A 26,445-nucleotide genomic window follows, 5' to 3' on the forward strand; every position below is an offset into this window, starting at 1 on the left:
TGCTCGCGATCAGCGGGGACGTTCCGGCGGTGACGATCCGACTGTTGGCGTGGGCCCGCAGGCTGACCGTCCCATCAGGATTGGTGATCAGGTCGAACGTCTCGTTCTTGCCGTTCGTGGCCGAGTCGGCGATCAGCGCGGAGGCCCCGGTGTTCGCCGCGTCGACGTAGTCCCGTTGGCGTGGGCTTTCAGGCTGACCACGGAAGCGGTCGTCGGCACGCCGGTGACATTGTCGGCGTATCCGGCCGTGACCAGGCTCGCCTGCACCGCGTTCTCCGTGGCGTCCGACGGATAGCCGGTCGTGACCGCGCCTTCGAAGAACTCTCCGTTGCCCCAGATGCTGTTGTCCCCGCCGGTGCCCAACTCGATGGAGTTCTGTACCTTCATCGGGTTGTAGCCACCGGGCGGCAAGGGTCCCGAATAGGACTGGGTCAGGCCGCCTCGCTGCCCGTTGCCGTATTTCAGGGCGAAGTTGGTCGTGCCGTTGTTCTTCTCCCACGCGGAGAGGAAGGAGCCGTACTCCCCGGGGATCGTCGACGGATTGGCGCCGGTGTCGCTGAAGAACATGCCGTTCTCGAGGTCGCCGCCCACCCAGGGACCGGGTCCGCTGCAGTTCTTCGTCCAGCAGTCGGTGCCGTAGTAGATGGCGTTCATGGTGGCGTTGCCGTCGTCGGTGTCATTGGCCTCGGCCGAGCCGAAGTCGAAACAGCAGCCGTTGCTCGTGATGTTCGACGAGGTCAGCATGTAGATGCCCTCGGGCTGCGAGCCGGTCGGCACGTTCTTGGCGTTGTTGATGCGATATCCCATCCCCTGCGCGTTGAACAGCGCCCCGAAGGCCGGCCGGCCGCCGACCGTCACCGGCAGCGCCATGGCGGGCGTGCCGATGTCCGACCCGTTCGGACCGGGGCCCGGGATCCCGCCCGAGCAACCGGAACACGACGTGCCCGGCGAGACCGGCATGTGGTTGCCGTTGGCGGTCTGGTCGTACAGCTCGGAGATGGTGCAGGTCGTCCCGGAGCAGAACGAGACCTGCGGTGCGGAGTCGACCACCCCGCCGGCGGCCGCCAGGCCGATGTTCAGATGGCTGCCGTCCGAGGCCCGCTGGATCTGGTACAGCGGCCCGTTGTAGGCCGCGAACAGGGCCCGGGTGGTGCTGTACGCCGCCGCGCACGGCGTACCGCCGGCGGCGTAGATGTCGCACGGCAGCGTCGGCGCCGCGGCGGTGGCCGCGGTGGAGGTCGCGGCCGCTGCGGACGCGATCACGGCGAGCACCATCAGCACGCACGCGGCGGCCCGCCACGCACGCCGCCGAATTGCGATCAGAAAGGACATACACATCTCCGTCATGGCCGGTCGGTCGGGTGGAGAACTGGGCACGCGCGGCGGTTCGGCGGCCGGCGGGTGCGGCGCGTCGGGCCCCCGCGGCCAGGTACGCACCGGACACCCCGCGCGGCGACCGACCGCACACCGTCGGGAACGCAGGTGCCGGGCGCGGGAGAGCGGGCGCAGCCGGCGGGCACAGGCCCCGCACCCGGTCCGCGCAAGACAGGGGCGTCAGTGCGTGGCGATTCAACTCCTGCGCCCCGGGGGCGTCAAGGGATCCGACGTCTGAAGGAAATACGTCCGGATCAAGGAGTATGGGCCTGGAAAACGCCGTTGCGTTCCCTTGGACAGCGGTCGAAAGGTCCGATCACGCAGCCGTCGGCGGGGCTTGCTGGCGGCCTTCATGCACCCGGCCCGGGGGAGGACAACCCGCGGCCCGTCCCGTGCCCTACGTGCTCGGGACGGCCGCGGGCGGGCGGACCGAGGAGTAGTACAGCTGCCCCTTGCCGAGCGGCTGCGCCTCGACCCGGCCGCGCCACAGGAGCAAGCCGTGCCTGCGCTCCCAAGAGGCGGTGTAGGCGGCGTTGCACATCCAGCCCGCCACGAGCGACAACGGCCACAGGGACACCCACGGCTCCCAGACCAGGGAGCCGATCAGGGTCGGCACGAGCAGGGTAGCCAGGAACCTGCCGTCGAAAAGGTGATGGCGCAGGGCGTCGTCGGCAGGCAGGACCGCGCCGGGGTCGTCAAGGGCGACCGCCGAGTCGAACGCGCGCTTCTCGATGGGGATCTCGGCCGCCAGCACGAGGAGGACGAGGCCGGCCGCTGGCCACGTGAACTCCCACTTCCACGTCAGCGTGGGAAGTCCGCGAACACCGAACGCCACCGCCGCACTGACAACGGCGGCGCACACCGCCGAGCAGACGCCCATCAGCTCGTGGTGCAGATGTCTCTCCATCGCCGTCCCCCCGACGCCGCTCGTGCCCGACGGTTCCAAGTCTCCAGGTTTTCACCGGCCGCGCAGCCGAATCGGCGCCACGGGTGCTCAGCTCAGGGCCGGCTGCACGGTGAGGGTGCCGGCTGCGCTGTCGAGGGTCGCCCAGGTGCCCAGCGGCAGTGTCGGCGGGTGGTCGCCGTGGCCGATGGGCAGGCCGCCGAGCACGGGGATGCCGAGGTCGCCGAAATGGTCCCGCAGGACGTCGGTGACATCCCAGCCGCCGTCGTGCGCTGTGGCCGCGTCGTGCGCGAAGCCGGTGAACTGGCCCAGCGCCACACCGCGCAGTCCTTGCAGGGCGCCGCTGCGGGCCAGTTGGGTCAGCGCCCGGTCGACCAGGCGCAGTTGGCCGAGGGGGTGTTCCAGGAACAGGATCGCCCCGTCCAGCCGGGGCAGGCCGGCGCCGGCTTCGGTGCTGAGCGCGGTGAGCAGGCCGCCGAGCAGGATGCCGTGCGCCGTCCCGCCGACGCCGACGGCGGCGGTGGCCTCGCCCGGGTCCCGGCGCAGTGTGACCGCCTGCGGGGCGGTGAGTGCCTGCCGCAGCCGCCGCACGGTGTCCTCGTCCAGCACGTCGTTCCCGTGGGTCAGATACGGGCCGTGCAGGGTGGCCAGGCCGCAACGCCGCCACAAGGCGAGATGCAGGTGGGTGCAGTCGCTGAAACCGATCAGGGGTTTCGGGTCCCGGCGTACGGCCCGGGTGTCCAGCCGGTCGGCGATCCGATAGGCACCCGCCCCGCCCCGGGCGGCGAACACCGCCCGCACACCGGGATCGGCGAACGCCGCGTTCAGATCGGCCAGGCGGTCCTCGTCCCGGCCGGCCATCGGTCCCCACTGGTCGAATACGTGCTGTCCCAGCTCCACCCGCAGCCCCCATGACGCGAGCGCCGCCACGCCCCGCTCCACATCCGCACGCCGGGGCGGGCTGGACGGCGAGACGACGCGTACCCGGTCGCCGGGTCGCAGTCGGGGGGCCCGCAGCATGGGCGGGCGGGCCGGGACATCCATGGTGCGATGGTCGCACGGCGGCTCGGCCCGCAACGCAGCCCGCCGAGGTCGCCGGCGTCGGGGCAGCCGGCCGGCTGGGTGGCTGGCCGGCCGGCTGGGTGGCTATAGGGCAGTGTGCGGCGGCATGGCACAGTAGCGTTATGCCTCGTACCAATGCGCGTATAGTCCTCTTGACGTCCTATCTGCCGAATTACCAGCTTTTTGAGACCTGGGCGGGGCGGCACGGCCACCAGATCGTCCTGGTCGTGACGCCCTCGGGCAGCACCGACGGCCGCTACGGCGACGCCGACCTGGTGGGCGGCCTCGGAAAGGGTGCCAGTCTGCTGATCAGCGGAAAGCTCCGGACGGTTGTCGCGCCGGTGATCGCCGCGCTGGCCCCCGATCTGGTGATATCCGCGGCCTTCTCCCGCCTGATCCCGCAGGAGATCCTTGACATCCCGACCTACGGCGCGCTGAATCTGCACCCCTCGGTGCTCCCGGCCGGCCGGGGCCCCAACCCGATGCGGCTCGTCTACGAGGGAGCCGAGACCATCGGGGCAACCCTCCACCGGACCGAAGCCGAGTTCGACACGGGCGCCGTCCTGAGCCAGCGCGAGCGGCCGCTGCCCGACGATCCGAGCGGACCGGCGCTGCTGGCGGGGTGGCTGGCCATGTTCGCCGAGGTCATCGAAGAGGGCACCGCCAAAGCCCTCGCCGGGGAGCCGGGCACACCCCAGGACCCCGCGCGCGCCTCCTACGCCCCCGCCTTCACCGCGGCGGAATGCTCGGTCGACTTCACCGAGCCGGCCGCGGTGATCTGCCGCAAGGTGGCGGCCCTGAATCTGCTGACCCCCCGCGCGGTGGTACGGCTCCCCGACTACGAGGGCACGATCCGGCAGGCACGGGTGGCGGCGTCCGGCGGCGGGGAATCCCCGGGAACGGTCCTGACCCGGCACACCGACGGGTGGACCGTGCAGGCGGCCGACCACGCGGTTCGCCTGGTCGCCTCCTAGGCCGTGTCTGACAAATCCCGCCTGCCCCGCGACGCCTGGCACGCGCGCTCGCTGCGTTGTCGGGGTCGTCCGAGTAGCCCACTACGAGGACGACCCTCCGCCTTGCGATCGCACGCACCAGACGCCGCGGGGCCCCGCCCTGCGGGCGGACGGCGCTATTTGTCAGACACGGCCTAGCGGCGCGCAGCCACCGCCCGGCACCGCCCTGCCTGCCCCGGGAGGTCAGCGGTAGGTCAGCGGGAGGCGCTCACCGGTGGCCGAGATCCGCGGGCGGACCTCAGCTCTTGACGGCCTCGGCGATCCGCAGGGCGACTTCGGCAGGCGTGACGTGCGCGGTGTCGATGACCTCGGCCGCCGCGTGCAGCCAGGTGCGGGCCGCCTCGGCGTAGGGCTCGAGGTATTCGAGACGGAACGAGGAAGGGCCGAGATCGGTGTCCCCCTCGATCCGCCTGCGGAGGGTGTCCTGGTCGGCGTGCAGGACGAAGTGCCGTACCGGGATGGCATGGTGGGCGAGGCCCGTGCTGATCTCGCGCCAGTACTCCTCGACCAGGACGGTCATCGGCATCACCAGAGTGCCGCCGGTGTAGTCGAGCACGTGGCGGGCGGTCTCGACGACGAGCGGCCGCCACGGCGGCCAGTGCTGGAAGTTGGTCGTCCGGGGCAGCCCCGGGCTGATGTCCATGAGTGTCTCGCCGACCTTCTCGGCGTCGAACACCCGTGAATCCGGGATCAGTTGCTGTACGAGAGCGCTGGTCGTCGTCTTGCCCGCGCCATGGGTGCCATTGAGCCATACGATCACGGGACCCAACGCTAGCGCCCTGCAGGCCGCGGAAGCGCCGGCAGGAGGAATCCGGTACGGCGCTTCGGCGTTTTCGGCCGCCGCCGCGGCTACGGTGTCCGGCGGCAGCCCGCGAGCAGGCGGGCGACCATCTGCTGCGCGTCGGCGCGGTCGTAGTCGCCGCCGAGGATGCACAGATTCCCCACGGCTCGCAGCAGCGTGTACGCGTCGAGGTCCGGGTCGAGTTCGCCGGCCGCCGCGCCGGCGTCGATCAGCGTCGCGCACGCGGGCACCAGTTTGTCGAGCATGAGCGTGTGCAGATTCTGCAGGCTCGGGTCCTCGGACCGCAGCGCGGCGCCGAGGCCGTGCTTGGTGACCAGGAACTCCACGAATGCGTCGATCCACCGTGTCAGCGCCGCGGCGGGGGAGCGCTGCTCTCGCAGCAGCTCCGGCGCGAGTGCGGCGCACGCGTCGACCTGGTGCCGGTACACGGCGGTGACGAGATCCGCCCGGGTGGGGAAATGCCGGTAGACGGTCCCGAGGCCGACGCCGGCGCGTCCGGCGATGTCGCGGATGGGCGCCTGCACTCCCTGGTCCACGAACACGGCCGCTGCCGCTGACAGCAGAGCCTCACGGTTGCGCTGCACTCCCGCTCGGCGCGTCCCGGACGGTTCCGGCACAACGTTCTCCTTTGTTCGCGGAACAATGTTCCGCTAAGCTGGCGGAACGGCGTTCCGCTCCATTGTGGCAGAACCGCCAACCCCAGAGAAGCCGAGGTCACCATGCCCACTGTCACTGTGCCCACCACCCGGCTCGGCCGGCAGATCACCGCGGTCAAGCCCGTCACCGTCCCCACATCCGGCCGCGGCACCGAGCTGCAGGTCAAGGTCACCGCCCCGGTGTCGGGCGAAGACCTGCCGGTCATCGTGTTCTCCCACGGCAACGGATGGTCGCTGGACGGCTACGAACCCCTCGTCGACCGGTGGGCGGCCGCCGGGTTCGCGGTCGTGCAGCCGACCCACCTGGACTCCCGCCGCAACGGCATCGGATTCGACGACCCGCGCTTCGGCACCATCTGGCGCGTACGCATCACCGACCTCCACGCGGTCCTCGACAACCTGGACGGGATACTGGCCCGGGCCGGCGGCCTGGACGCCCGGATCGGACCCGGCCGGATCGCCGCTGTCGGGCACTCCTGGGGCGCCCAGAGCGTCGGCGCACTCCTCGGCGCGCGCGTCGTGGACGCCGACGGCGTGCCGGGAGAGGACTTCTCCCACCCCGCGGTCACGGCCGGCGCACTGATCGCGGCGACCGGAACCGGCGAGACCCTCACGCCGTTCGCAGCCGCCCACCTGCCGTTCATGAAGCCGGACTATTCCACCATGACCACCCCGGCCCTGGTCGTCGCCGGTGGCAAGGACCAGTCGGCGCTGTCCACCCGCGGACCGGACTGGTTCACCGACGCCTACCGTCTCAGCCCGGCGCCCAAGAGCCTGCTCACCGTCACCGAGGGCGAGCACACGCTCGGCGGCGTCGCCGGCGAGAAGGTCGCCGAGACCACCGATGAGGACCCGGCCCGTGTCGCCCTGGTCGCGGACGCGATCTCCGCCTACCTGCTGGACGCCTTCGGGCTCGACGGCGCCGCCTGGGCCGCCCTGCGGGGCGCCACCGCCGAGGACAGCGCCTGGAGCATCCGCGGCAAGTGACCCCGCGCGCCTGAGAGGGGGTCAGGGGATCGTCAGGGCCGCGCCCGGCGCGCCCTCCTGGCCTCGGGCGTCCCGGTCTGCTGGGCGAGATGCTCCAGGGCCCGCGCCTTGGGATCGGACAGCTCGCCCACCGGTTTGAGGGACCGCCACAGCAGCGCGGACGCGTAACTGCGGTACGGGGACCACGCCTCAGCGGCGCTTCGCACCTCGCCGGCCGTGGGCGGCTGCGCGCGGCGCCACTCCTGGGCGACGGCTTGGCGGATCCCCATGTCTTCCGGCGGCAGGACGTCCGGGCGGTGGAGTTGGCGCATCAGGAATGCCTGGGCGGACCAGCGGCCGATGCCGCGGATCGCGGTGAGGGCTTCGAGCACGGTTGTGTCGTCGTCCTTGTCCATGGCCTCGACGTCGATGCTGCCGGTGGTCTGTGCGTGGGCGAAGTCGAGAAGGCACTGGGTCTTCGTCTGCGGCAGGCCGAATCCGCGCAGTCGGTCGGCTCCCAGCCCCAGCACACCCTCGGCGGAAGGGATGCCTCCGGTGGCGTCGGCGATGCGGTCGAACAGGGTGAAGCCGGCGAGAGCGGAGGTCCGCTGTCCGACGATGTGCAGGACCATGGCGGCGAACCGGCTGGAGCCGGTGCGGCCTCCGTCGTGCCACGCGAACGGGTTCTGCGGCCCGTAGGTATCGATCAGCCGGGCGAACACCGGTTCGCTGTCGGCGAGGTAGGCGTGGGCGGCGGTGGCGGTGGCGGTCATGAGCGGTGCCCTTTCTGGCCGTGGCCCGTTACGGGACGTGGCAGCGCGGCGGGTGTCGTTCGGCAGGCGCCGCCCGTCCCGCTGCCGCCGGGTTCCGAGGTCCGGGTTCCGAGGTCCGAGGTCCGGGGTCCGGGGTCCGAGGCGGGGTCTGCTGCCCCTGGCGGTCCGTCGGTCGGGTCAGTGCGGGGTGCGGTCGTAGTCGGTCAGGCGGCGTTGCAGGTCCGGGTAGGGGGTGGCGGCGGGGAGGTCCGGGTTGCCATCGCGGACGGCGGTGGCCGCGTGCGTGGCGGCGTGGATCGCGGCCCGGTAGGGGAGGGAGCCGGTGCTGATCCGGCGTACTCCGAGCCGTCCGAGGTCGGCGACAGTGAGGTCGGGGATGACGAGGACGTTCAGCGGTACCGGGATGTTCGCGGTCAGTTCCCGCAGGACGGCCGGGTCGCTCGCGCCGGGGACGAAGATCCCGTCCGCGCCGGCTTCGACGTAGGCGTTCGCGCGGTGCAGTGTCGCTTCGAGGCCGGCGTCCTGGTTGAGCCAGTAGGTGTCCACACGGGCGTTGACGAACAGGTCCGGTGACAGTTCCTTGACGGCGGCGATTTTGGCCGCGTGGGCCTGCGGAGCGATGAGCCTTTCCGCGGTGCTGTCCTCGATGTTGATGCCGGCCACGTCCAGCCGGGCGATGTAGGCGGCGACATCGCGGGGGTTGTCGGCATAGCCGTCCTCCACGTCCACGCTGATGAAGGCCGGCAGCCGGGCGAGCTGTCGGGCCAGCGCCAGGTTGGCGTCCTTGCTGGCACGCGCCCCGTCCGGGCGGCCGAGGCCGGAGGCGACGCCGAAACTGGTGGTGCCGATCGCCTCGAAGCCGGCATCGACGAAGGCCAGTGCCGACGGCACGTCCCAGGCGTTGGGCAGGACCAGCGGAGCATCCCGGTGGTGCAGTTCGTGGAACGTCATGGCGCGTTCTCCTTCGGCGACCTGTGAATGGTTTGCGTTATATGTCCGAGTTTAGGGGCGCGCCCCGTCGCTCCACGTCCGCCCCGCGTCGCACCGGTCGGCCCGATCACCTGGGCCCGAGTCGGCGCCGTGGAAGCGCGTCGAGAGCGGCGGTCAGCGCTCACCCTCGGCACGTGCGTCAACCTACGGCGTGCGGTGAACGGCTCATGGCCGCGATGCCGGCGGTCGCCACCAGGCCGTACACAGCGGGCGCGAAGAACACATGCGGCAGTCCGAGCAGCCCCACGCCGAGGCTGCCGGTGAGTCCGCCCAGCGCGCTGGCGATCGCGGTCGAGCTCATGAAGACGGCCGAGGCGGTCGCGACGGCTTGGGGCAGCAGGCGTTGGGCGACGATGATTCCCAGGGCCGCGAACACGCCCCACACCCCGCCCATGAAGATCTGCCCGGCGAACATGCCGATCGCGCTGCCGGTCAGGGCGAAGCAGAGGTTCGCGCAGACGCCGAAGGCGGCGCCGAACACCATCAGGCGCATCATCCCGATCCGGCGGGCGACCACCACGGCCACCGGCATCAGGATCAGCTCGATCAGCGGCTGGATGCCGATCACCGCGCCACTGACCGCCGTCGGGAGGTGCAGGTCGTTGTGCATGTAGATCGTCAGATAGCCGTACTTGATCGGCTCGCCGGCGTAGACCAGCACGTACAGCCCGGTGAACGTCAGCAGGGGCAGCACGGCCCGCCTCCCCAGGCGCCGCCCGGGGCGTTCGGCCGGTGGTTCCGCTTCGGACACGGCTGTCGGCTCGGCACGCGATCCGCCACGGCGTTCACGCGCGAAGCCCATGGGGACGATCTGCGCGAGAGTGCACACCCCGGTGGCCAGGAGCATCGCCCGCGGACCGGCGGCGGTCGCCAGCAGCGAGCCGGCGACCGGGCCGACGATCCAGCCGGCCGTCAGCGCCATGCGCACGACCGAGACGACCTCGTCGCCCACTGAGCTGCCGGCGGCCTGCAGATCGTCATGCACCGCGGCGAACAGCTGCGAGCCGGCGGCACCGGAGAACGCCAGCACCACGGCGCTGATCACGAAGGGCATCCACACCTGGTGTGCCAGCGCCATGGCGGACCAGCCGAGAAATCCCGCCAGGGCGCACAGCCGGAAGAGCCCCAACCGTCGGCCCGTACGGTCCGAGCGGGCGCCGATGAAGTATCCGGCGACAGGGGCGGTGATGCTCGTGAGGTAGTACAGGCCGGCCGTGGCCAACGAGACATGCAGGTCGTCGACGAGGAACAAGGTGATCTGCGGTGCAGCGGCAGACGTGCCCAGCCCGGACAGGAACAGCGCGACGGTCGCGCCGCGGTGCAGCGGCGAGTTCCACACCGACCGCAGTGCGGACGGAGCGGCCGCGACATCGGCCGGTACGGATGACAAGGCAGGCTCCCGGGGGATCGGGTCACAGGAGGCCACACCGTATCTTTGAACATAACGAACAGCAACAGTGTTCGTTGTCTCATGGCGGGGACGGGCCTTGTGTTTGGACTGCGGCTGGCCCGAAACCGGGAGCCGGACCACAGGCCGCCGGCGCACCCACGCGGCATCGGCGGGCGTCACGGCCGCCCGGGGCGCGGCAACGTGCCACTTGTAGGCTGCCGTTCCGCGAATGTCACCTCCGGAAAGCTGGTAACTCTCGTGACCACACTGCGTTTCACTCTTCCCCCGGCGCAGAACTGGGCCCCGGTCATCGGGGCCGGCGTCATGCTGGCGGTCGCCGGCGGGGCGGCCGCACTCGGAGGTGTCGGCTTCGCCATTCCCGTCGCACTGATCGCCCTCATCTTGCTGGTGGTCTACTTCCTGGTGATGTTCGGCTCGTACGGGCAGTTCGACGAGGACGGCATACGCTCCCGGCGGGGCATCTTCCGGAACCATCTGACCTGGGCGGAGGTGCGCGAGGTGAAGCTCGACCCCAAGTCCGGTCAGTGCCTGATGGCTTACAAGAACCACGGCCGGCCCTTCAAGATCGGTGCCCCCGTCAGTGGCGGCTTCTCGCAGGACCCGCAGTACCGGGCCAAAGTCGCCCAGATCCTGGAATTCACCCGGAGCCACCTGGGATGAGCCCCACCGGATGTCCCCGGTGGGGGCGGCCGAGCCGAGAAGAAGCCCGCCGCCGTTCCGCTGCACGGAAGGTCGTCTTGCCGCGGCGGTGTGATCCAGTGATGCTGGGCCGATGCCAGGACAGCGCAGGCGGCGCCGACGACAGGACCAGGGGCGCCGGGACACCAGTGGGTCGGCTGAGCCGACCGACCACCTAGCGCTTGAGCCCTGGTCGTGGCGGATCCGGACCCGGAGCCCGCCCCTGGCTCGGGGTCGCCCCGATCATCGATCGTGTGGCTTCGGGGCGGACCGCGCCGGCCATCGGCGCCGCACTGATGGGATCCGACCGTTACCGTTCAGGCGCACGCCCGCCGGCCTTCCCGTGTCAGGCTTGCCAGACCGACAACTGTTCGACTCTGGAGCGTTCATGGACTCTTCCGCCGGTTCCGCGTCCCGGCGCGGACCACTGCTGGCGGTGACCTGCGCCCTGGGAGAGCCGAGTGTCGTCACTGTCACCGGTGAGGCCGACCTGGACGGCCTCACCCTGCTGCAGGACGCGGTGGACCGCGCGCTGCGTCACCATCCCCATCTGGTCTTCAACCTGGCCGGTGTGGCCTTCGCGGACTCCACCTTCCTCAGCCTGCTCGTCCAGACCCGGCTGACCGCCCTGGAACAGGGCGGAAGCGTGCGTCTGCTCGCACCGAGCAGCAGCGTCCACCACCTGCTGAGCCTGACCGGCGCGCTCGCCCTGTTCCCGGTGATCACCCCCGAGCAGCTCAAGCAGCCCTGAGCGGCGCCCCGCAGGCCGGTCGGCCGTGATCCGGCGGCCGGCGCGGGCGCCGGCAGGGCGCCTGCCGCGGCGAGGTCGGCCCACACCTGCTTGCCGCCGAGGTAGGGCACCACGCCCCACGATCCGGCCAGCCGGTCCACGATCACCAGTCCCCGCCCACCGGCCGCCCGCGGCGACGGAACGGGCTGGGCACGGGAGTCGTCCCGGACCATGATCCGCAGGCGCCGCGCGTCGAAGATCAGCGTCAAGCCCACCACGCCACCCGCGTACCGCAGGGCGTTGGTCACCAGTTCCGACACCAGCAGGGCGACCGCCGCGTCGTCCGGGCGCCAGCGCGTCGGCCACGCGAAGCCCGACACCTGCTCACTGGCCCAGGTCCGGGCCCGCCGCACCTCGCCCGGGGCCGTGGACACCGCGAGGAATCGTTCAACCACCACTGGTCACCGTCCTTCCACCTTGCTGGACTACCGGCAGGGGGCGGACCGGTCGCGTCTCACTACGGAGCCTGCCCCCGGTTCACCACCACATCAGCTTCGGGCCGGCAGGGTCTTGGCACGGTCTTGGTCCGCAGCCTAGGTCGCGAGGCCACAGCTTTGCTACAGGCGGCCGCGCGGCGGCTTCCGTGCGAGTCCCCGGAAAGCGGCCGGGGGTGCCGGCGGGGAGCGCAGGGGCCACGGGGCGCCGCTGCCCGGCCACCTGGCGCTTCGAGGTCGACCACCGACACATGGCAGACGCCGCCCACCGGCTCGTAAGCTACATCCGCAGCACCGTACGGCTACTGGAGCCTTCCGGTGCGGCAGGCGGCAGCAACGTCGGTGGCACAGCGGATCCCGAGCGACTGAGGCCCCATGGCACGGAGTTCGGCTTCGGAAGGACCGCACGTGGTGACAGAGCGTGATCTTGTGATCGGTTACATCGACGATCTCCACGCGGTCGGTGTGGCCGTGCGAGCGGCCATCACCCCGCTCGAACGGCTGGCCGACGTGCTCGGCCTGGTCCGTTCGCACCGGATCATCAGCGGGAGCGGTGAAATCGGCGCCTACTCCTACCGGGTTCACGGAGCTGGCTGCCTCTTCATCACCGACAACGGCACCGAGATCGACGTGGACTTCGCAGCCGACGGCAGGGAGATCTTCGATTTCTGGCGGCTGCGCTGCTACGGGCGGAGTTTGCCTGAGCCCCATGACCCCACTGAGGAGGACCTGCGGTCCGCGGTGGAGTCGCTGAAGCCACCGCTGGTCGAGGTGCGGCCGGGGTGGTTCAGCGTGGCTGAAGCCGGGGCTTCGGCGCGAGGCCGGGCATGACGGCCGGGAGCGTGCAGCCCGACAGGACGCACCCACGCCCGCGTCGGGCCGCTCAGGAGTGGCCGCACGGCGCCGACAGCGGGACCGGACCGAAGCCGGTGTGTCCGGCCCCGACGCCAAACTCAACTTCGTGCCGAACGACATGACGTGACGCCGGCGATCCGCTGCTGGACGCGATCCCCCGAGTGTGGGGGTTCGGGGATGTCCGCGCAGCAAGCCCGAGCGCATGTCCGCCGACCGCGGCTACCGCTACGCCAAGTACCGCCGACACCCGCGACGGCAGGGACCGGGCCGCCGGCCCCTGCGAAGCAGCCAGCGCACCCCGACCCGGAGAAGGGATCTCCCGGCCCCGCAGCACGCGTGGGCGCTCTGGCTGCGCCGGGCGGCCGGCGATGTGCCGGGTTCTTCCCGCGTGGGGGTCTCAGCGGGCGCGGGCGAGGAAGACGTCGGTGGCCTGGAGCAGATCGATTCCGCCGCCGTGGGCGTCGAGCAGGCGGCCGGCTTCGGCGAGGGCGGCTTCACGGCGTGGGGAGGGCAGGTTGCGGTAGGCGGACAGCGAAGTGAGGTAGCCGAGGTAGCGGTCGGTGTCGTACCGCAGATTCTCCTGGAACCGCACCGAACGCCGGTCGCTGAAGCGGCCGTCGCGGCGGCACTCGGCGTCCGGCCAGGCCTGATCCCAACTCCCGGGCTCGCCGCCGCCGATGTCGGAGGCCAGGAAGCGGTGCGGCGACCCGGTGACCCCGTGGCGGTCGCCGATGGCGGCGAGTTCGGCGCGCAGTCCGGCGTCGTGTATCCCGTGCGGGTTTCGGACCAGCGCTACGGCCCCGCCGGGTGCGAGCGCGGCGTGGACCAGGTCCCAGCGCCGGTCGTGGTCCACGAAGTGCCAGGAGGAGGCGGCGAGCAGCAAACCGTACCGCCGCCCGCCGGACTGCCACTGCTCGAAGTCGCCGACCTCGACCCGGACGTTCGGATACCCGGCGGTGTTGCGTCGCAGCACCTCGGCCATGCGCGCGTCGGGCTCGACGCACACCAGCGGGATCCCCCGCGCGGCGAACGGCACGGTGGCCTTGCCGGTACCCGCGCCGACTTCCACTGCCGCACGGTCTCCGAGTGCCGCATACGCCAGCACCTCCGTGACCATCGCGTCCGAGTAGCCGGGACGGGCGGCATCGTAGAGTTCGGCCACCTCACCGAAGACCCTGCCACGAGCCGTGCCGGCGTCGTCCTCCGGAGCCATGAGCCCCCCTTCGACTTGCTGATCCGCCGGCGGCCACCTTACTGACCGCGCTTCGTCACGGGCCGCCGCCGAAGTACCGCGGCCGGTCGTGGACGGCGTGCCGTCGCAGCCGGATCGGGACTGCCACGGCCTCGGATCGCGGGGCCGCCTGCGTGCTGACCGCGTACAGAATGACCGCGCGCCGGGAGACCGGCCGGGGCCGGTGCCGAGCGGCCGTGCCGCGCAGCACCCCGGGTGTCGGTGGTGGCTGGAAGGCTGGTGTTCATGGATGCCAGGTGGATGCAGCGGCGGGTGTACGGAACCGACCACGACGACCCGGACCCCGGGCCGCGGCTCGGCCACGAATACGCCGAACTCGTGGGCGGGGCCCTGGACGGGCTGCTGCTGGACGTGACCGGCTGGAGCGATTCCGAGCGGACCGGCGGCGCCGGGCTCATGACCGAGATCGGCGCGTACGGTCCCGGCGGAAGAGCGTGGTATCGGCCCCGCGCGGGCGACCCGTCGTTCTGGGAGTGGGACGCTGACAGCCCCTGACCCTCTTGTCCCGGCCGGTCCGTGCGGTCCGGCCGATTCCGCCTCGCCGGGGCCGGGCTACTCCGCGTCGGGGCAGCGCAGGCCGGTCCGGCGGGAGAGCGGGGCGGGGCGCGGGGGTGCCCAGGTCCAGCACGGGCCTGCTCGAGGGTCTGCAGGCCGGGGGATTTCGTGCACCGCGCGGTGCCGGCGCGACGCGCGTTCCGGGCGGGGCCGATCTCGGGTCGGAAGCGGACGGGCTGTTCGACCTTCCGGGCCGGAGCGCCTTGCGGCTCGGTGGGCACCTGCTCGTACGGCTGCCCGTCGGTCGGCTCGCCGAGGGTGGCCGGTACGTCGGGCGGGGGAGTCGGCGGCGGCCAGGAGGGCCGGGAGCCGGCCGTGCTCGCTGCCTTGGCTCGCGGTCCTCGTCGCCCGCGCGGCGCCGGCGCGGACGCCTCAGCCCATTCCCACCCTGGCCTGCCGCTGCGGCAGTTCCGTCGACCCGCCGGCGGCTTCCTCCGCGACCCGCTTGCACACCTGGCAGTCGGCGTGTGGCCGACGTCCGAACGGACCGGCTGACGGTCGCGGGAAGCCGTGAGCGCGCCGACCGTCGTTCTGTGGACGTGAGTTGGCGGTTCATCGCTTCCGCCGGCAGTAGAGGGCGTAGAGATACATCGCCAGCAGGAGCAGGAGAAACACCAGGACGCACACGAGTGCCCCGTGGGTGGAGTGGACGTACTGGCCGAGGCCCCGGCCGCGTCCACTCACGGCGAGTGGATGCCGCGCTGTATCTGTCACGCCGGACGTTTTCCCCCGTGGAGCGGGTTCAGTGCTACCTGCTCGCCGCCCCGGCCACGAAGGCCCTCGGTAGGGAGCTGCGCCGCCAAGCCGTCCTCGCCCGCACCGGCAACCGAGGCGCCACCGCGAAGGCCGTCGCGGACGGACTGTGGCAGCGGCTCGGCGACCACGGCAGAAGCGTCACGGCCAACGAACGGGACCGCCTGCGCCGGGTCAGCGCGCTACGCGGCCACAGCCCGTCCGACTCCCATCCGCCGAGCCACCTACGCTGCGCCCGGATCGCCGCGGGCCTGCAATTCCCCGCCGCGGTCACCCTCGCCGACGCTGACCCCGACGCCGTTACGATCGACACGGAACGCTCCGCACCCGCCGCCCGGCTGGCCGCCGCGACGCTCCGCGACATCCATCTCTGACCGCGGCGGCGCCTCTGCCGCATCCCGCGCGGGGGTCCCCGGTGTGTTTCGTCAAGCCGAGCGAGGGCGGTTGGTATGACGGTTGGGGATCGGCTGGGGCGGACGGCGGTGCACTATGCCGTTGTTGACGGGGATGCGGCCGGACTGAGCGTGCTGCTGGCGAGCGGGGCAGACCCGGGGGCGGTTGATGCTTCTGGCTGGACGCCACTGCATTTTGCCGCGCAGGCTCAGGATCTCGATGCGGCCGAGGTGCTTCTGGGCGCTGGTGCATCCGTCGACGCGGTGGATCGGCAGGGCAATACGCCGTTGTGGAGGGCCGTGTTCTGCTGTCGTGGGGACGGTTCGATGATTCGGGTGCTGCTGGAGGCCGGTGCCGATCCCAGCCTGGTGAACGCGCACGGGATCAGTCCGCGGTGCACCGCGACCACCGCGGCCGGCGACTGAAGCGGTTGGCTGACACCACGGCCCGGCCGGGGCCAAAGCAGTACAGGGGATGGCCCATGGCAGCCTGAGCCGTCGTCAGACCCCCGGTGGTGCCGCGGCCCGGAACCGCTCCTGGTGGACCGGCTCGGACAAGGGCTGCCACTCCCGCCTGATCAGCCCGTAGACCCACGAGTCGGAGACCTCGCCGTTGACGACGCAGTCTTCCCGCTGCGTCCCCTCCCGCACGAAGCCGAGTTTCTCCAGCACGCGGGCAGAAGCCACGTTGCGCGTATCGGTCTCGGCCTGGACGCGGTTGAGGTCCAGCGTGCCGAATGCCCACCGCAGCAGAGCGCGCGCGGCCTCGGTCGCGTAGCCGTGGCCCCACGCGGCATTGTCGAAGCAGTAGCCGAGCGACGCGCTGCGGTAGTCCGGATTCCACCTGTTCAGACTGCACCAGCCGATGAACGCCCCGTCGGAGAGACGATCCACGGCCAGCCGCGCCCCGGTGCCCTCCTGCGCCATCCGTCGGCAAGCCGCGATGAACCCCTCGGCGCGTACAGGTTCGCTCCACGGTGGCGCGTCCCAATAGCGCAGTACGTAGGCACTGCTGTGCAGAGCGAAGAGGTCGTTCGCATCCGCGTCCTCGAAGGCACGCAGTCGAAGGCGGGCGGTGTGCAGCGAGGGAGTGGGCAGCGACGTCGTCATGTTCCCTCCCCTGATCGGTGGCCGCCCAATCAGACATCCGATGCGGGTCGTTCGCAACGGGTTTCTCGGCGGGGCGGGGCGAATGACGTGTCCGCCCATTGGCTCGACCGAGCGCCGCCGACAGGGCGGCACTTGAGGTGATGCCCGGTTCGGCCTTTTCGTTGGGCTGAGCGGCTCGCCTCGCCTGACACCGCCCCCCGCCCCGCGCCGCAGCGGACGTCGGCCGCAGGTTGGCAGACCCCGGCCCTCCGCCCCGCCGACCTGGAGTCGGCGGGGCGGCCGTTACGTCGCCCGGGGAGGGTCAGATGAGACTGGCCAGGGCGCCGCGGATGACGCGGGTCACGGCGTCGGGCTGGGAGATCATGATGACGTGGGAGCCCTCGATCTCGGTGATGTCGGCTCCGGCGCGCTGGGCCATCGTGCGCACGACGTCGCTGCCCGCCGCGAGGTCGGCGGTTCCGACGGCCGCCCAGACCGGCAGGTCGCTCCGCCAGGCGGCCGGGCCGTTCTTCTCCTCGAAAGCGGCGGCCGCGATGGGCCGCTGGGACAGACCGAGCACGTCCGACTGCAGTTGCGGCAGGTCAGCGGTGAAGACCGCGCGGAACCTCGCGGGATCGATGATCAGCTCGGTTGCGCTCTCCCCACCGCCGGTCGGGTACTGGCTCGGCTGGACCGCCGAGGTCAGGACGCTGTCCTTGGAGCCCGCCACGATGTCGGCCAGGGCCTCGCCCTCGTCGGGTGCGAAGGCCGCGACGTAGACCAGGCCGACGACGTTGGTGGTCTGCGGGACGGCGTTGGTGATGATGGCGCCGCCGTAGGAGTGTCCGACCGCCAGCACCGGGCCGGGGATCTGGTTGATGACGCCGGCCACGTAGGCGGCGTCCACCGCCACGCCGCGCAGCGGGTTGGCGATCGCCCGCACCGGCACGCCGGCGGCCACCAGCCGCTCGGTGACGGCCGCCCAGCTGCCGGCGTCGGCGAACGCGCCGTGCACCAGGACGACGGTGGGGGTGGTTACTTCGGTCATGGCTGTTCTCCTTTGAAGGTGTGACGGATATGTCTGTTCCGGACAGCGCCGGGCCCGGGTGCGGCGGCGAGCGCGCAGGGCCGCGGCCGGCGCTCAGCCGGCCGTGCTGGTGGCGGCGTCCTCGATCACCCGGGTGGAGACGCCAGCAGGCGGGAGGGAGCACGCATGGCAGAACTCCTGGGAAAAGAGGACGTGATGCGGTGATCAGCAGCCGGCCGGCCGGTGGGATCAGGAAAGCAGCCAGCGGCCCCCGGGAGCCATGCAGAACCGCACGCAGAAACCGTTCCTCGTCGAGGATCTTGGGCTCGGGGCCCGCGGGGGCGATCCGGCGTCACCCTCCCGCTCTGTGCGGGACGCGGCCCCGGACTGCGTACCGGGCGGGGTGCGACCGCCGTTCGGCGGTGCATATCCTGCGGCTGACACGGCTGTTCTTGACCGGCGGGGGATGACGTGCGGGAAAACCGCCCTTTCGGTGTGCTGCTGCGCGATTTCCGGCAGCGGGCCCGGTGGACGATGGAGGAACTGGCCCAGGCATCCGGGGTCAGCGCGCGAGCCATCAGCGACATGGAACGCAGCCACAGCCGTTCGCCCCAGCAGCGCACCCTGACCGCGCTGGCCGAGGCGCTGCGCCTGCCGCCCGCCGAGAGCGCCGCCCTGACCGAGGCCGCCCGCTCCGGCCGCGCACGGGTGCCGTCCCAACTTCCGCCGGATCTGCGGGGTTTCTGCGGACGCCGGGCCGAACTCGACAGGGCCTTGTCGCTGATGGGAGGCGACGGCTACCGGCCGCAGCACGTGGTGATCGGCGCCGTCGGCGGCATGGCCGGCATCGGCAAGACCACCCTCGCCCTCCACTGGGCCCACCGCCTGGCCGGCGACTTCCCCGACGGCCAGCTCTACGTCAACCTGCGCGGCTTCGACCCCACCGCCGGCGTCATGGACCCCGCCGAAGCCCTCGCCGGCTTCCTGACCGCCCTCGGCGTCGCCCCCCGGCACCTGCCCGACACCCTGGAAGGTAAGTCGGCGCTGTTCCGTGCCAAGGTAGCGGGCCGCCGGGTCCTGCTGGTCCTGGACAACGCGCGGGACAGCGACCAGGTTCGCCCGCTGCTGCCCCGCACCGAAACCTGCCTGACCATCGTCACCAGCCGCAACAAGCTCACCGGGCTGTCCGTGGTCGAACAGGCGATCCCCATCGTCCTGGACGTGTGGAGCCGGGACGAAGCCGTCCAGGCCCTGGCCCTGCGCATCGGACCGGAGCGCTGCGCCGCGGAACCGGCCGCCGCCGCCGAGATCGTCGGGCTGTGCGGACGCCTCCCGCTGGCCGTGGCACTGGTCGCCGCCCGCCTCGACGGCGCCCCCGGCTCACCCTCGCCGCCGTGGCCCGGGAACTGCGGGATCTGGAAGGCGGCCTGGAGGCGTTCACCGACCCGGACACCGTGGACGTGCGGGCCGCGTTCTCCTGGTCCTACACCGCCCTCACGCCCGACGCCGCCCGGCTCTTCCGGCTGCTGTCCGTGCACCCGGGACCGGAGACATCCCTGGACGCGGCCGCCTCCCTGGCCGGCGCCGAACCGGTTCGCACCCGCCGCTGGCTGCGGGAACTGGCGCACGCCAACCTCATCGTGGAAACTCCCGAGGGCCGCTGCACCCTGCACGACCTGCTGCGCGCCTACGCCGACGAACTCGCCCGCGCCCAGGACCCCGCGGCTACCCGCAACGGAGCGTTCCGCCGGCTCCTCGACCACTACCTCCACACCGCGAACACCGTCATCCACGCGCTGGGCCTGGGCTCGTTCATCCCCCTCGTACTCCCCGCGAAAACCGAGGGCACGGTCACCACCGAGATCACCACAGCCGAGCAGGCCGCCGACTGGCGCGCCACCGAGTTCCCCGGCCTGCTCGCCGTCCAGGCCGCCGCCGTGGAGGCCGGCCTGCACGGCCACGCCTGGCAACTCGGCTGGACCGTCAAGGACTACGCGCCGGTGCGCGGCCACTGGCACAGCCTCATCGAAGCCGTCGAACGGGCCTCGCGCGCCGCCCGCGCGGCGGGCGCGGAACCCCGGTACCAGGCCGAACTGCGCCGCCAGCTCGCCACCAGCCACACCCGGCTGGGCCAGCACGAGACGGCGCAGCGGATCCTGCTCGCCGTCCTGGACGAGTACGCGGCGTCGCACACCGAGACCGCCCGATCCCACAATCTGCTCAGCTGGACGCACGGACAGCGGGGCGAGCACCGCACCGCCCTGCACCACGCCCGGCAGGCGGTGGCCGGCTTCGGCGCCGACGGCGACACCGCCGCCCAGGCCCGGGCGATGAACGCCGTCGGCTGGTACCACATCCTGCAGGGCGAGTACGAACAGGGCCAGGCCGCCTGCGAACAGGCGCTGACGCTGCTGCGCCCCGACGACGTCGTCAACCTGGCCGGCACCTGGGACAGCATCGGCCACGCCCAGCACCACCTCGGCCGCTTCGAGCAGGCCGTCGGCTCCTATCGGCGCTCGCTGGAGCTGTACAAGAACGCCGGCCGCGATGAAGTGGAAGCCGAGGTGCACGATCACCTGGCCCGATCCCTCCACCGCCTGCACCGCAGCAGCGAGGCGCGAGCCGCCTGGGCCACCGCCCTCACCCTCTACCCCGACGAGAACAGCCCCGAAGTCGCCGAGATCCGCGCCCGGCTCGCCGAACTCGACACGGCGGCCCCGGGACCGGCCAGCCCGGCCCCTACCGGGCCGAGCTGAACATCAGCACGGACACGCCGTACCTGGTGGACAGCCTGCCGGTGTCCCTCACCGTCTCGCTCCCCGCCAGCTGGGGCAAGATCAGTGGCACGGTGCTCGGTGCCACCGCCTCCGGCGCCACCTCACCGCTGGCCGGAACGACCGTCGAGGTCGACTTGAGGGTGGATCCGACCCCGACCGGGCGGGCTGGACGAACTCACGGTTCGGCTCGGAACAGATCTGCTGGAGTCGGCGCCGAAGGGGTACAAAGGTCGGAGAGGCAAGACGACGAGTTCCTGGGGTACTTCCGGACCTCAGGACCTTCTCCCCGCCCCGCCGACGCGCCGCCTGACCCGACCGCGTACCGGTCGTGCGGCACTCGCGCAGCAGTACGGGAGCGCTCCCCTTGAAACCCACGGTCGCGAGGAAGCCCATGCCGCCAGCAGACCCTGCCGCCACCCTGCCCGCCGCCAGTCCCCTCGGCATCGGCGCCCGCCTGGACCGGTTGCGCTGGAGCCGCGCCCACACCGGCCTGCTCATCGCCATCGGCGCCGGCTGGCTGTTCGACTCCCTGGAAATCAACCTCGTCGGCAATGTCATCAGCCCGCTGTCCAAGCACTTCCACGCCAGCACCGACCAGTCCTCCCGCATCTACTGGGTCTGGCTCATCGCCATCATGTTCGGCGCGCTCGTCGGCGGCCGCCTCGCCGACGCGTTCGGCCGCAGACGCCTGTTCGTCTTCACCCTGCTCTGGTACAGCGCCTTCACCATGCTCACCGCGCTGAGCCCCACCCTGAACATCCTCTACGGACTGCGCTTCCTCACCGGCCTCGGAGTCGGCGCGGAATACGGCATCATCACCGCCGCCATCACCGAGTTCATGCCGTCCCGGGTACGCGGGAGAGCCTCCGCGGCCGTCATGAACTTCTGGCCCATCGGCGCCATCGCCAGCGGACTGATCGCCTACATCCTGCTCAACACCTTCTCCCTGCCCGACACCGTCTCCTGGCGCTACGGCTTCGCCCTCGGCGGGATCGTCGCCCTGATCGTGCTGTTCTTCCGCCGCCGCCTGCCCGAATCCCCCCGCTGGCTCGCCTCCCAAGGACGGCTCGCAGAAGCCGACGCCATCGTCCGCACCCTCGAACAAGCCGCCGGCATCGATCCACGTGCCCACGCCGCCACGGCCGCCGCCGAACCACCCGCCGTCAACGCCCGCCAGGCCCTCCAAGAGCTCGTCCGCCGCTACCCCGGCCGCCTCGCCCTGGGCTGCGCACTGGATTTGTCCGAAGCCTTCGGCTTCTACGGCCTGTTCGCGGTCCTGTCCATCGTCGTGCTGGAAAAAGTCCACTACACCGACGGCCAGATCCCCTTCGTCTTCATCCTCGGCAACGTCGGCGCCCTCATCGGCGGCATCGCCATGACCGCCGGCTTCGACCGCCTCGGCCGCCGGCTCACCATCGGCACCTACTACACCCTGGCCGGAGCCAGCGTCGGACTCCTCGCCCTGGCCACCGACACCGGCAACAAGACCTGGGTCCTGCTCGCCTTCATGGTCGCCAACGCCTTCGCCACCGGAGCCTGGACCGCGGCCTACCCCACCTTCACCGAACTCTTCCCCACCCACCTGCGCGCGGTCGGCGTCGGCACCTCCGTCGCCGTCGGACGCATCGGCGCCGCCTACGGCACCCTCTACCTGCCCAGCCTCGCCGAACGCATCGGCCCCACCGCCAGCTACCTGCTCATCATCGCCTTCTGGGCCGTCGGCGTCATCGCCATCGCCATCTGGTCCGCCACCGGCGGAATCGAAGCCGCCGGCAAACCCCTCGACCTCGTCAGCACCGTCGCCCACCCCACCGGATGACCGCGTACGCCTGATCCCGCCGACGTCACTCGCCGCCCCTCGGCCCAGACCCGGTCCCGGCCTTCGGGCGACGCGCCCGGCTGCCCGCCCGGCCTTCCAGACCGATCGTCGCCCGGCGCCGGGGCGGGACCGGGGCGGTCATCCGCAGGGTCCCGGGATGGAGGTCGGGCCGGGGGCCGCATCGGGGGCGGGAGCCTGCAGGAGGGCGGAGAGCCGGTTGAGGGCGGCGGGCTGGATCCAGTAGTACACCCATGTGCCCCGGCGCTCCGAGCCCACCAGCCCCGCCTCGCGTCGCCGACCTGGAGGCGTCAATCGCCTTCTACAACAGGCTGTTCGGCGCCGAACCGGCCAAGCGCGCGAGGGTTACGCGAACTTCGCCATCGCCACCCCGCCCCTCGAACTCGTCCTGATCGAAGGAGCCCCCGGCGAGGAGACCCGCCTGGACCACCTCGGCGTCGAGGTGGAGACCACGGCGGAGGTGACCGCCGCCACCGACCGCCTCAAGGACGCCGGCCTGACCACCGTCGAGGAGAACGACACCTCCTGCTGCTACGCGCTCCAGGACAAGGTCTGGGTCACCGGCCCCGGCAAGGAGCCCTGGGAGGTCTACGTCGTCAAGGCCGATGCCGACGCCCTCGGCAGCAGCGCCCCGAACCGCGGCGACGCCTGCTGCGGGACCCGCGAGCGGACCGCCGACGCCGAACCCGCCGGCCCGCGGATTCCCCGCTGACTCCGAACTCGCCCTGGCCGCAGTCGAGATGGGCCGGTGGCAGCGACCACGAAGGCCGCCGCCGGCAGCCCGGCCCAATACATTGAACGCAGCGACGCCCACTCCCGGTACACCTCTTTCGCCCGCGCGGAAGCAGCTTCGCCAGGAGGGCATTCCGGTCTTTACCGGATCGGTCGGCGACGCATACGACAACGCGCCGATAAAGTCGACCACCGGCGATCGGCCGACTCCATAGCCGGCCCCTTTTCATGCCTCCCTGACTGCCTGGCCTTCTTGCGTCGTTTTCCCATCGTGTCGGGGCGGCATCCTCCGATTTGCTGACGGCGTCACAGTAAGATGAAACGTCAGTTCTGCGCAGACGTGAGGCGGGTAGTGTTGTGAACAGCGATGAGGACGCTGCCGCGGCGGGGGAGGCCGCCAAGCACCTCGACGCATTGCTGAAGCACATCAGGCACGCTGTCGGCGCTCACATCGGGGTCATTTATCTCCTGGTCCCTGAGCGGCAGGTACTGAAATTGACCACGGTGATCGGAGCCCCAAGGAGATTGGCGCTTCCCTGGGCCCGGCTGGCCATGGCGGAGCCGGCCCCCGTGCCCGCGGCGGTGCGATCACAACGCCATGTGTGGCTTCCCGACCAACAGGAGTTCGCCCGTCGCTTTCCCCGTGCCGCTCTCGCCTTTCCTTACTCCGTCGCCCACTATGTCGGCCCGCTGGTCGCCGATGGAGTGTGCTGGGGCGCCCTCAATCTGTTCTGGCCGGGGAGCCGCGCGGAGGGACTGCCGGCCGCCGATCGGGAGCGGATCATTGAGACGGTCGACCAGATGGCCGAGGTGTTGCGGGATGCCGCCGCGCGGGGCCGGCCGGTGCGTCCGCGGAAAGAGCCTCTCGTCATCGCGCCGCCGCCGGCACCGCACGCTGAGCCGGCGAACTCCTTGGTGGAGCGCTTTCCCTACGGTTTTTTCGCGCTCGACGTGCACGGTCGAATGACCTTTCTCACCAGCCGGGCCGTCCAGTTGCTGGGTCGCGATCTCGCCGAGCTGCTGGACTCGGAACCCTGGGACGTGCTGCCCTGGCTGAACGACCCGGTCTACGAGAACGCATTCGTCGGTTCGCTCATCGGCCGGCAGCCCACCAGTTTCTCCGCCCGCCGGCCGGACGGGGCAGTGCTCTCGTTCCTCCTCTACCCGGACGCGACGGGCATCAGCGTGCGCGTCAGGCGCGAAATTGCCCCCGTCAGCGAGCAAGAACCGAGTGAGGACATCCCACTCCACGGGCCCGCCCGGGCCGGCGCCCTCTTCCACCTCCTCCACCTGGCCTCAGCCCTCACCGAGACAACGGGCGTCAGCGAGGTGACCCAATCGGTCGTGGACCAGATGCGGCCGGTCCTCGGTGCGGAGGGACTGGCGCTCGTTGTGGCCGACGAGGGGAGGGTGCGGGTATTGGCCGCATGCGGTTTCCCGTCCGGGATGCTGGAGCATTTCAACGGACTTCCGATGGCGACCCCGAGCGCGGGCACACGGACCATGGAAACCGGCATCCCAGCCTTCCACCCGACCACCACCGACCTGGTCAGGATCTATCCTCAGCATCAGCACTACCGGGAAATGGGCGCCTTCGCCTTCCTGCCACTCACCGTCTCGGGCGGCGCGTTCGGCCTCCTGGTGCTGGGGTACTCCAAGGCGCGGAACTTCAGCTCGGACGAACGCGCCGAACTGACGTCGCTGGCCGGGATGATCGCCCAGGCGTTGGACCGGGCACGGCTCTACGATGCCAACGCCCATACAGCGCGAGGTCTCCAAGAAGGGCTGCTGCCGGGCCACTTGCCCCAAGGGCCAGGGCTCGAGATCGTCGCACGGCACCTTCCGGCCACGCACGCGTTGGAGGTGGGCGGCGATTTCTACGACGTCATCCGCCTCGTCGACGGAACTGCGGCCGCCGTGATCGGCGACGTCCAGGGGCACAGCGTCCAGGCCGCGGCCCTGATGGGCCAGATCCGCACCGCCGTCCACATCTACGCAGGACTGGGTGTGCCCCCCGAAGAGGTCCTCGCCCGCACCAACACCTTCCTTTTGGAGCAGAACAGCGATCTGTTCTGCAGCTGCCTCTACGCACAGATCGACGTACCGGGGCAGCGCGTCCGGCTGGCCTCCGCAGGCCACCCGCCGGCGATTCTCCGGCGCAGCACCGATGACGCGGAGGTTCTCGACCTGCCTCCTGGATTGCTCCTCGGCGTGGAGGGAGGGATGCGCTGGCAAACCGTCGACGTACCCCTGCCGCCCGGCGCCGTGCTGGCCCTGTACACCGACGGCCTCGTGGAGCGGCGCGGCACCGACATCGGATTCTCCATCGACCGCCTCGCGCAGCAGTTGGCTCGGGCGGACGACCAGCCGCTGGACTTGCTCGCCGACATGATGATCAAGCACGCCCAGGAGACCGCCGTCCCGGAGAACAGCGACGACATCGCGCTGCTGCTGTTGCGGTGCGGCACCGGGGCCGGCTCCTACGACGGCTGATGGGTAATGCCGCCGCGGCCATCTCCGCAGCCCTGGCCCGGCCCCCTACGACCAACGACGACTCATGGCAGGCCGCGCATACTCCGTCTCCCCGTCGAACCACGAGGTGTCGATGTCCATGGCCATCTCGCGGAAGTCGACGGTGAGGCCGCCCTTTGCGGCGTGATCGCGCGCAATATCCAGCATTGCGGGACCGCTGTCAAGACAGAACGTTCTCCTGTTTGCTAGGCTCGCCCTCCATGAGTCGGATCACAGAGGGCGGCAGCACCTCGGAGGCACGAGCACGGTTGCTCAATACGGCAACCCGGATCTTCTACGCGGAGGGGATCCACTCCGTCGGCATCGACCGGATCGTCGCGGAGGCGGAGACGACCCGTGCCACGCTGTACCGGCACTTCCCCAGCAAAGAAGAACTCGTCCTTGCCTACCTCGGTCTCGCGGACCGGGGCATCCGCGCCCAGGTGGCCGCCGCGCAGGCAAGCAGCGAGTCGGCACCCGAGCAGGTTCGGGCCGTAGCCCAATCCATCGCCGACGGCATCCGGTCGGACGGGTTCCGAGGGTGTGCGTTCCTCAACGCGGCGGCCGAGTATCCCGAGGCCACCCATCCGATCCACCAAGCGGTCCTGGCCCACCGGCAATGGTTCCTGGACACCGTCACCGACCTGCTGGCACACACGTCGGACCTCCCCGCCGGTCCGGCCGGCCGGCACCTCGTCATGCTCCGGGACGGTGCCATGGCAGCAGGCTGCCTCTTCGACCCGGAACTCGTCTCCGAGACCTTCCTGCAGGGCGTCGAAGGAATCCTTCACACACGCACCGCCTGATCACCC

25 protein-coding genes and 3 pseudogenes are annotated in these 26,445 nt (G+C 71.2%); 14 read left to right on the top strand and 14 right to left on the bottom strand.

The genetic code is table 11. The features are described 5' to 3' along the window. Window positions 1–132: 132 nt before the first annotated feature. The 3 genes from GA0115240_RS27010 to GA0115240_RS27020 form a co-directional block, all read right to left on the bottom strand. Window positions 133–1,332, bottom strand: a complete 1,200-nt coding sequence (locus tag GA0115240_RS27010) for an arabinofuranosidase catalytic domain-containing protein (RefSeq protein ID WP_093740580.1) — start codon at window positions 1,330–1,332, stop codon at window positions 133–135. Window positions 1,333–1,771: 439 nt separating this feature from the next. Continuing rightward, on the bottom strand, window positions 1,772–2,281 hold the full coding sequence (locus GA0115240_RS27015; protein WP_093740582.1) for a hypothetical protein: 510 nt from the start codon (window positions 2,279–2,281) through the stop codon (window positions 1,772–1,774). Between the two features lie 87 nt (window positions 2,282–2,368). Then, the gene (locus GA0115240_RS27020; protein ID WP_202451785.1) at window positions 2,369–3,322 is read right to left on the bottom strand and encodes a S66 peptidase family protein; all 954 of its coding nucleotides are present in this window, start codon (window positions 3,320–3,322) and stop codon (window positions 2,369–2,371) included. Window positions 3,323–3,492: 170 nt separating this feature from the next. Between GA0115240_RS27020 and GA0115240_RS27025 the strand changes: the two genes are divergently transcribed. Beyond that, window positions 3,493–4,314, top strand: coding sequence for a methionyl-tRNA formyltransferase (locus GA0115240_RS27025; protein WP_161302484.1), 822 nt, complete (start codon window positions 3,493–3,495; stop codon window positions 4,312–4,314). Window positions 4,315–4,591: 277 nt separating this feature from the next. Here the strand turns inward: GA0115240_RS27025 and GA0115240_RS27030 are convergent, their stop codons facing one another. Both GA0115240_RS27030 and GA0115240_RS27035 read right to left on the bottom strand, forming a co-directional pair. Next, complete coding sequence (locus tag GA0115240_RS27030) at window positions 4,592–5,113, bottom strand: ATP-binding protein (protein ID WP_093740586.1); 522 nt, start codon at window positions 5,111–5,113, stop codon at window positions 4,592–4,594. 89 nt (window positions 5,114–5,202) lie between these two features. Then, window positions 5,203–5,772, bottom strand: coding sequence for a TetR/AcrR family transcriptional regulator (locus GA0115240_RS27035; protein WP_093740588.1), 570 nt, complete (start codon window positions 5,770–5,772; stop codon window positions 5,203–5,205). 102 nt (window positions 5,773–5,874) lie between these two features. On the opposite strand from GA0115240_RS27035, the gene GA0115240_RS27040 reads away from it, so the two are divergent. Next, complete coding sequence (locus tag GA0115240_RS27040) at window positions 5,875–6,798, top strand: alpha/beta hydrolase family protein (RefSeq protein WP_202451787.1); 924 nt, start codon at window positions 5,875–5,877, stop codon at window positions 6,796–6,798. Between the two features lie 32 nt (window positions 6,799–6,830). Here the strand turns inward: GA0115240_RS27040 and GA0115240_RS27045 are convergent, their stop codons facing one another. The 3 genes from GA0115240_RS27045 to GA0115240_RS27055 form a co-directional block, all read right to left on the bottom strand. Beyond that, window positions 6,831–7,550, bottom strand: coding sequence for a DNA-3-methyladenine glycosylase family protein (locus GA0115240_RS27045; RefSeq protein ID WP_093740590.1), 720 nt, complete (start codon window positions 7,548–7,550; stop codon window positions 6,831–6,833). Window positions 7,551–7,727: 177 nt separating this feature from the next. Continuing rightward, complete coding sequence (locus GA0115240_RS27050) at window positions 7,728–8,501, bottom strand: isocitrate lyase/PEP mutase family protein (RefSeq protein WP_093740592.1); 774 nt, start codon at window positions 8,499–8,501, stop codon at window positions 7,728–7,730. Window positions 8,502–8,679: 178 nt separating this feature from the next. Next, entirely contained in the window at window positions 8,680–9,930 is a 1,251-nt protein-coding gene (locus tag GA0115240_RS27055; protein ID WP_202451788.1) for an MFS transporter, read from the bottom strand. 258 nt (window positions 9,931–10,188) lie between these two features. Between GA0115240_RS27055 and GA0115240_RS37715 the strand changes: the two genes are divergently transcribed. The 3 genes from GA0115240_RS37715 to GA0115240_RS27070 all read left to right on the top strand — a co-directional run bounded on the left by GA0115240_RS37715 (window position 10,189) and on the right by GA0115240_RS27070 (window position 12,684). Next, entirely contained in the window at window positions 10,189–10,611 is a 423-nt protein-coding gene (locus tag GA0115240_RS37715; RefSeq protein ID WP_202451789.1) for a hypothetical protein, read from the top strand. Between the two features lie 406 nt (window positions 10,612–11,017). Continuing rightward, window positions 11,018–11,380, top strand: coding sequence for an STAS domain-containing protein (locus GA0115240_RS37270; RefSeq protein WP_161302488.1), 363 nt, complete (start codon window positions 11,018–11,020; stop codon window positions 11,378–11,380). A gap of 848 nt (window positions 11,381–12,228) precedes the next feature. Beyond that, window positions 12,229–12,684 carry a DUF6896 domain-containing protein gene (locus GA0115240_RS27070; protein WP_093740600.1) on the top strand — a complete coding sequence of 152 codons (456 nt, stop codon included), beginning with the start codon at window positions 12,229–12,231 and terminating at the stop codon, window positions 12,682–12,684. 421 nt (window positions 12,685–13,105) lie between these two features. Here GA0115240_RS27070 and GA0115240_RS27075 read toward each other — a convergent pair whose 3' ends face one another. Beyond that, window positions 13,106–13,921, bottom strand: coding sequence for a class I SAM-dependent methyltransferase (locus GA0115240_RS27075; protein ID WP_093740602.1), 816 nt, complete (start codon window positions 13,919–13,921; stop codon window positions 13,106–13,108). A 264-nt stretch (window positions 13,922–14,185) separates the two neighbouring features. Here GA0115240_RS27075 and GA0115240_RS27080 point away from each other — a divergent pair, with 264 nt between their 5' ends. Then, a complete protein-coding gene (locus GA0115240_RS27080) occupies window positions 14,186–14,455 on the top strand; it encodes a hypothetical protein (protein WP_093740672.1) in 270 nt (89 codons plus the stop codon). 612 nt (window positions 14,456–15,067) lie between these two features. On the opposite strand, the gene GA0115240_RS38660 is transcribed toward GA0115240_RS27080, so the two are convergent. Beyond that, complete coding sequence (locus GA0115240_RS38660) at window positions 15,068–15,199, bottom strand: hypothetical protein (protein ID WP_256070000.1); 132 nt, start codon at window positions 15,197–15,199, stop codon at window positions 15,068–15,070. 47 nt (window positions 15,200–15,246) lie between these two features. On the opposite strand from GA0115240_RS38660, the gene GA0115240_RS27085 reads away from it, so the two are divergent. Together GA0115240_RS27085 and GA0115240_RS27090 are read left to right on the top strand one after the other, a co-directional pair. Further along, on the top strand, window positions 15,247–15,642 hold the full coding sequence (locus GA0115240_RS27085; RefSeq protein WP_093740603.1) for a hypothetical protein: 396 nt from the start codon (window positions 15,247–15,249) through the stop codon (window positions 15,640–15,642). 75 nt (window positions 15,643–15,717) lie between these two features. Continuing rightward, window positions 15,718–16,086, top strand: coding sequence for an ankyrin repeat domain-containing protein (locus tag GA0115240_RS27090; RefSeq protein WP_093740605.1), 369 nt, complete (start codon window positions 15,718–15,720; stop codon window positions 16,084–16,086). 75 nt (window positions 16,087–16,161) lie between these two features. Here GA0115240_RS27090 and GA0115240_RS27095 read toward each other — a convergent pair whose 3' ends face one another. Both GA0115240_RS27095 and GA0115240_RS27100 read right to left on the bottom strand, forming a co-directional pair. Then, the gene (locus tag GA0115240_RS27095) at window positions 16,162–16,770 is read right to left on the bottom strand and encodes a GNAT family N-acetyltransferase (RefSeq protein WP_093740607.1); all 609 of its coding nucleotides are present in this window, start codon (window positions 16,768–16,770) and stop codon (window positions 16,162–16,164) included. 301 nt (window positions 16,771–17,071) lie between these two features. Further along, window positions 17,072–17,797: an alpha/beta fold hydrolase gene (locus GA0115240_RS27100; RefSeq protein WP_093740609.1), complete on the bottom strand. Its 726-nt coding sequence runs from the start codon at window positions 17,795–17,797 to the stop codon at window positions 17,072–17,074. Window positions 17,798–18,271: 474 nt separating this feature from the next. Between GA0115240_RS27100 and GA0115240_RS39420 the strand changes: the two are divergent. The 3 genes and pseudogenes from GA0115240_RS39420 to GA0115240_RS27120 all read left to right on the top strand — a co-directional run. After that, window positions 18,272–19,126: pseudogene (locus tag GA0115240_RS39420) on the top strand (helix-turn-helix domain-containing protein); the annotation flags it as partial. Between the two features lie 44 nt (window positions 19,127–19,170). After that, window positions 19,171–20,532, top strand: coding sequence for a tetratricopeptide repeat protein (locus GA0115240_RS27115; protein WP_093740613.1), 1,362 nt, complete (start codon window positions 19,171–19,173; stop codon window positions 20,530–20,532). Between the two features lie 412 nt (window positions 20,533–20,944). Further along, window positions 20,945–22,372 carry an MFS transporter gene (locus tag GA0115240_RS27120; protein ID WP_093740615.1) on the top strand — a complete coding sequence of 476 codons (1,428 nt, stop codon included), beginning with the start codon at window positions 20,945–20,947 and terminating at the stop codon, window positions 22,370–22,372. A 138-nt stretch (window positions 22,373–22,510) separates the two neighbouring features. Here the strand turns inward: GA0115240_RS27120 and GA0115240_RS38665 are convergent. Next, window positions 22,511–22,663, bottom strand: a pseudogene (locus GA0115240_RS38665) (ArsR/SmtB family transcription factor); the annotation flags it as partial. On the opposite strand from GA0115240_RS38665, the pseudogene GA0115240_RS27130 reads away from it, so the two are divergent. Beyond that, a pseudogene (locus GA0115240_RS27130) lies at window positions 22,624–23,102 on the top strand (ArsI/CadI family heavy metal resistance metalloenzyme). The pseudogenes GA0115240_RS38665 and GA0115240_RS27130 overlap by 40 nt on opposite strands. A gap of 377 nt (window positions 23,103–23,479) precedes the next feature. Continuing rightward, the gene (locus tag GA0115240_RS27135; RefSeq protein ID WP_093740617.1) at window positions 23,480–25,615 is read left to right on the top strand and encodes a SpoIIE family protein phosphatase; all 2,136 of its coding nucleotides are present in this window, start codon (window positions 23,480–23,482) and stop codon (window positions 25,613–25,615) included. A gap of 45 nt (window positions 25,616–25,660) precedes the next feature. On the opposite strand, the gene GA0115240_RS37275 is transcribed toward GA0115240_RS27135, so the two are convergent. After that, window positions 25,661–25,801, bottom strand: a complete 141-nt coding sequence (locus GA0115240_RS37275; RefSeq protein ID WP_161302490.1) for a hypothetical protein — start codon at window positions 25,799–25,801, stop codon at window positions 25,661–25,663. 53 nt (window positions 25,802–25,854) lie between these two features. Between GA0115240_RS37275 and GA0115240_RS27140 the strand changes: the two genes are divergently transcribed. Beyond that, the gene (locus tag GA0115240_RS27140; RefSeq protein WP_093740619.1) at window positions 25,855–26,439 is read left to right on the top strand and encodes a TetR/AcrR family transcriptional regulator; all 585 of its coding nucleotides are present in this window, start codon (window positions 25,855–25,857) and stop codon (window positions 26,437–26,439) included. Window positions 26,440–26,445: the final 6 nt, after the last annotated feature.

This window comes from Streptomyces sp. DvalAA-14 (assembly GCF_900091855.1).
In the GTDB taxonomy this organism is placed as follows: Bacteria; Actinomycetota; Actinomycetes; order Streptomycetales; family Streptomycetaceae; genus Actinacidiphila.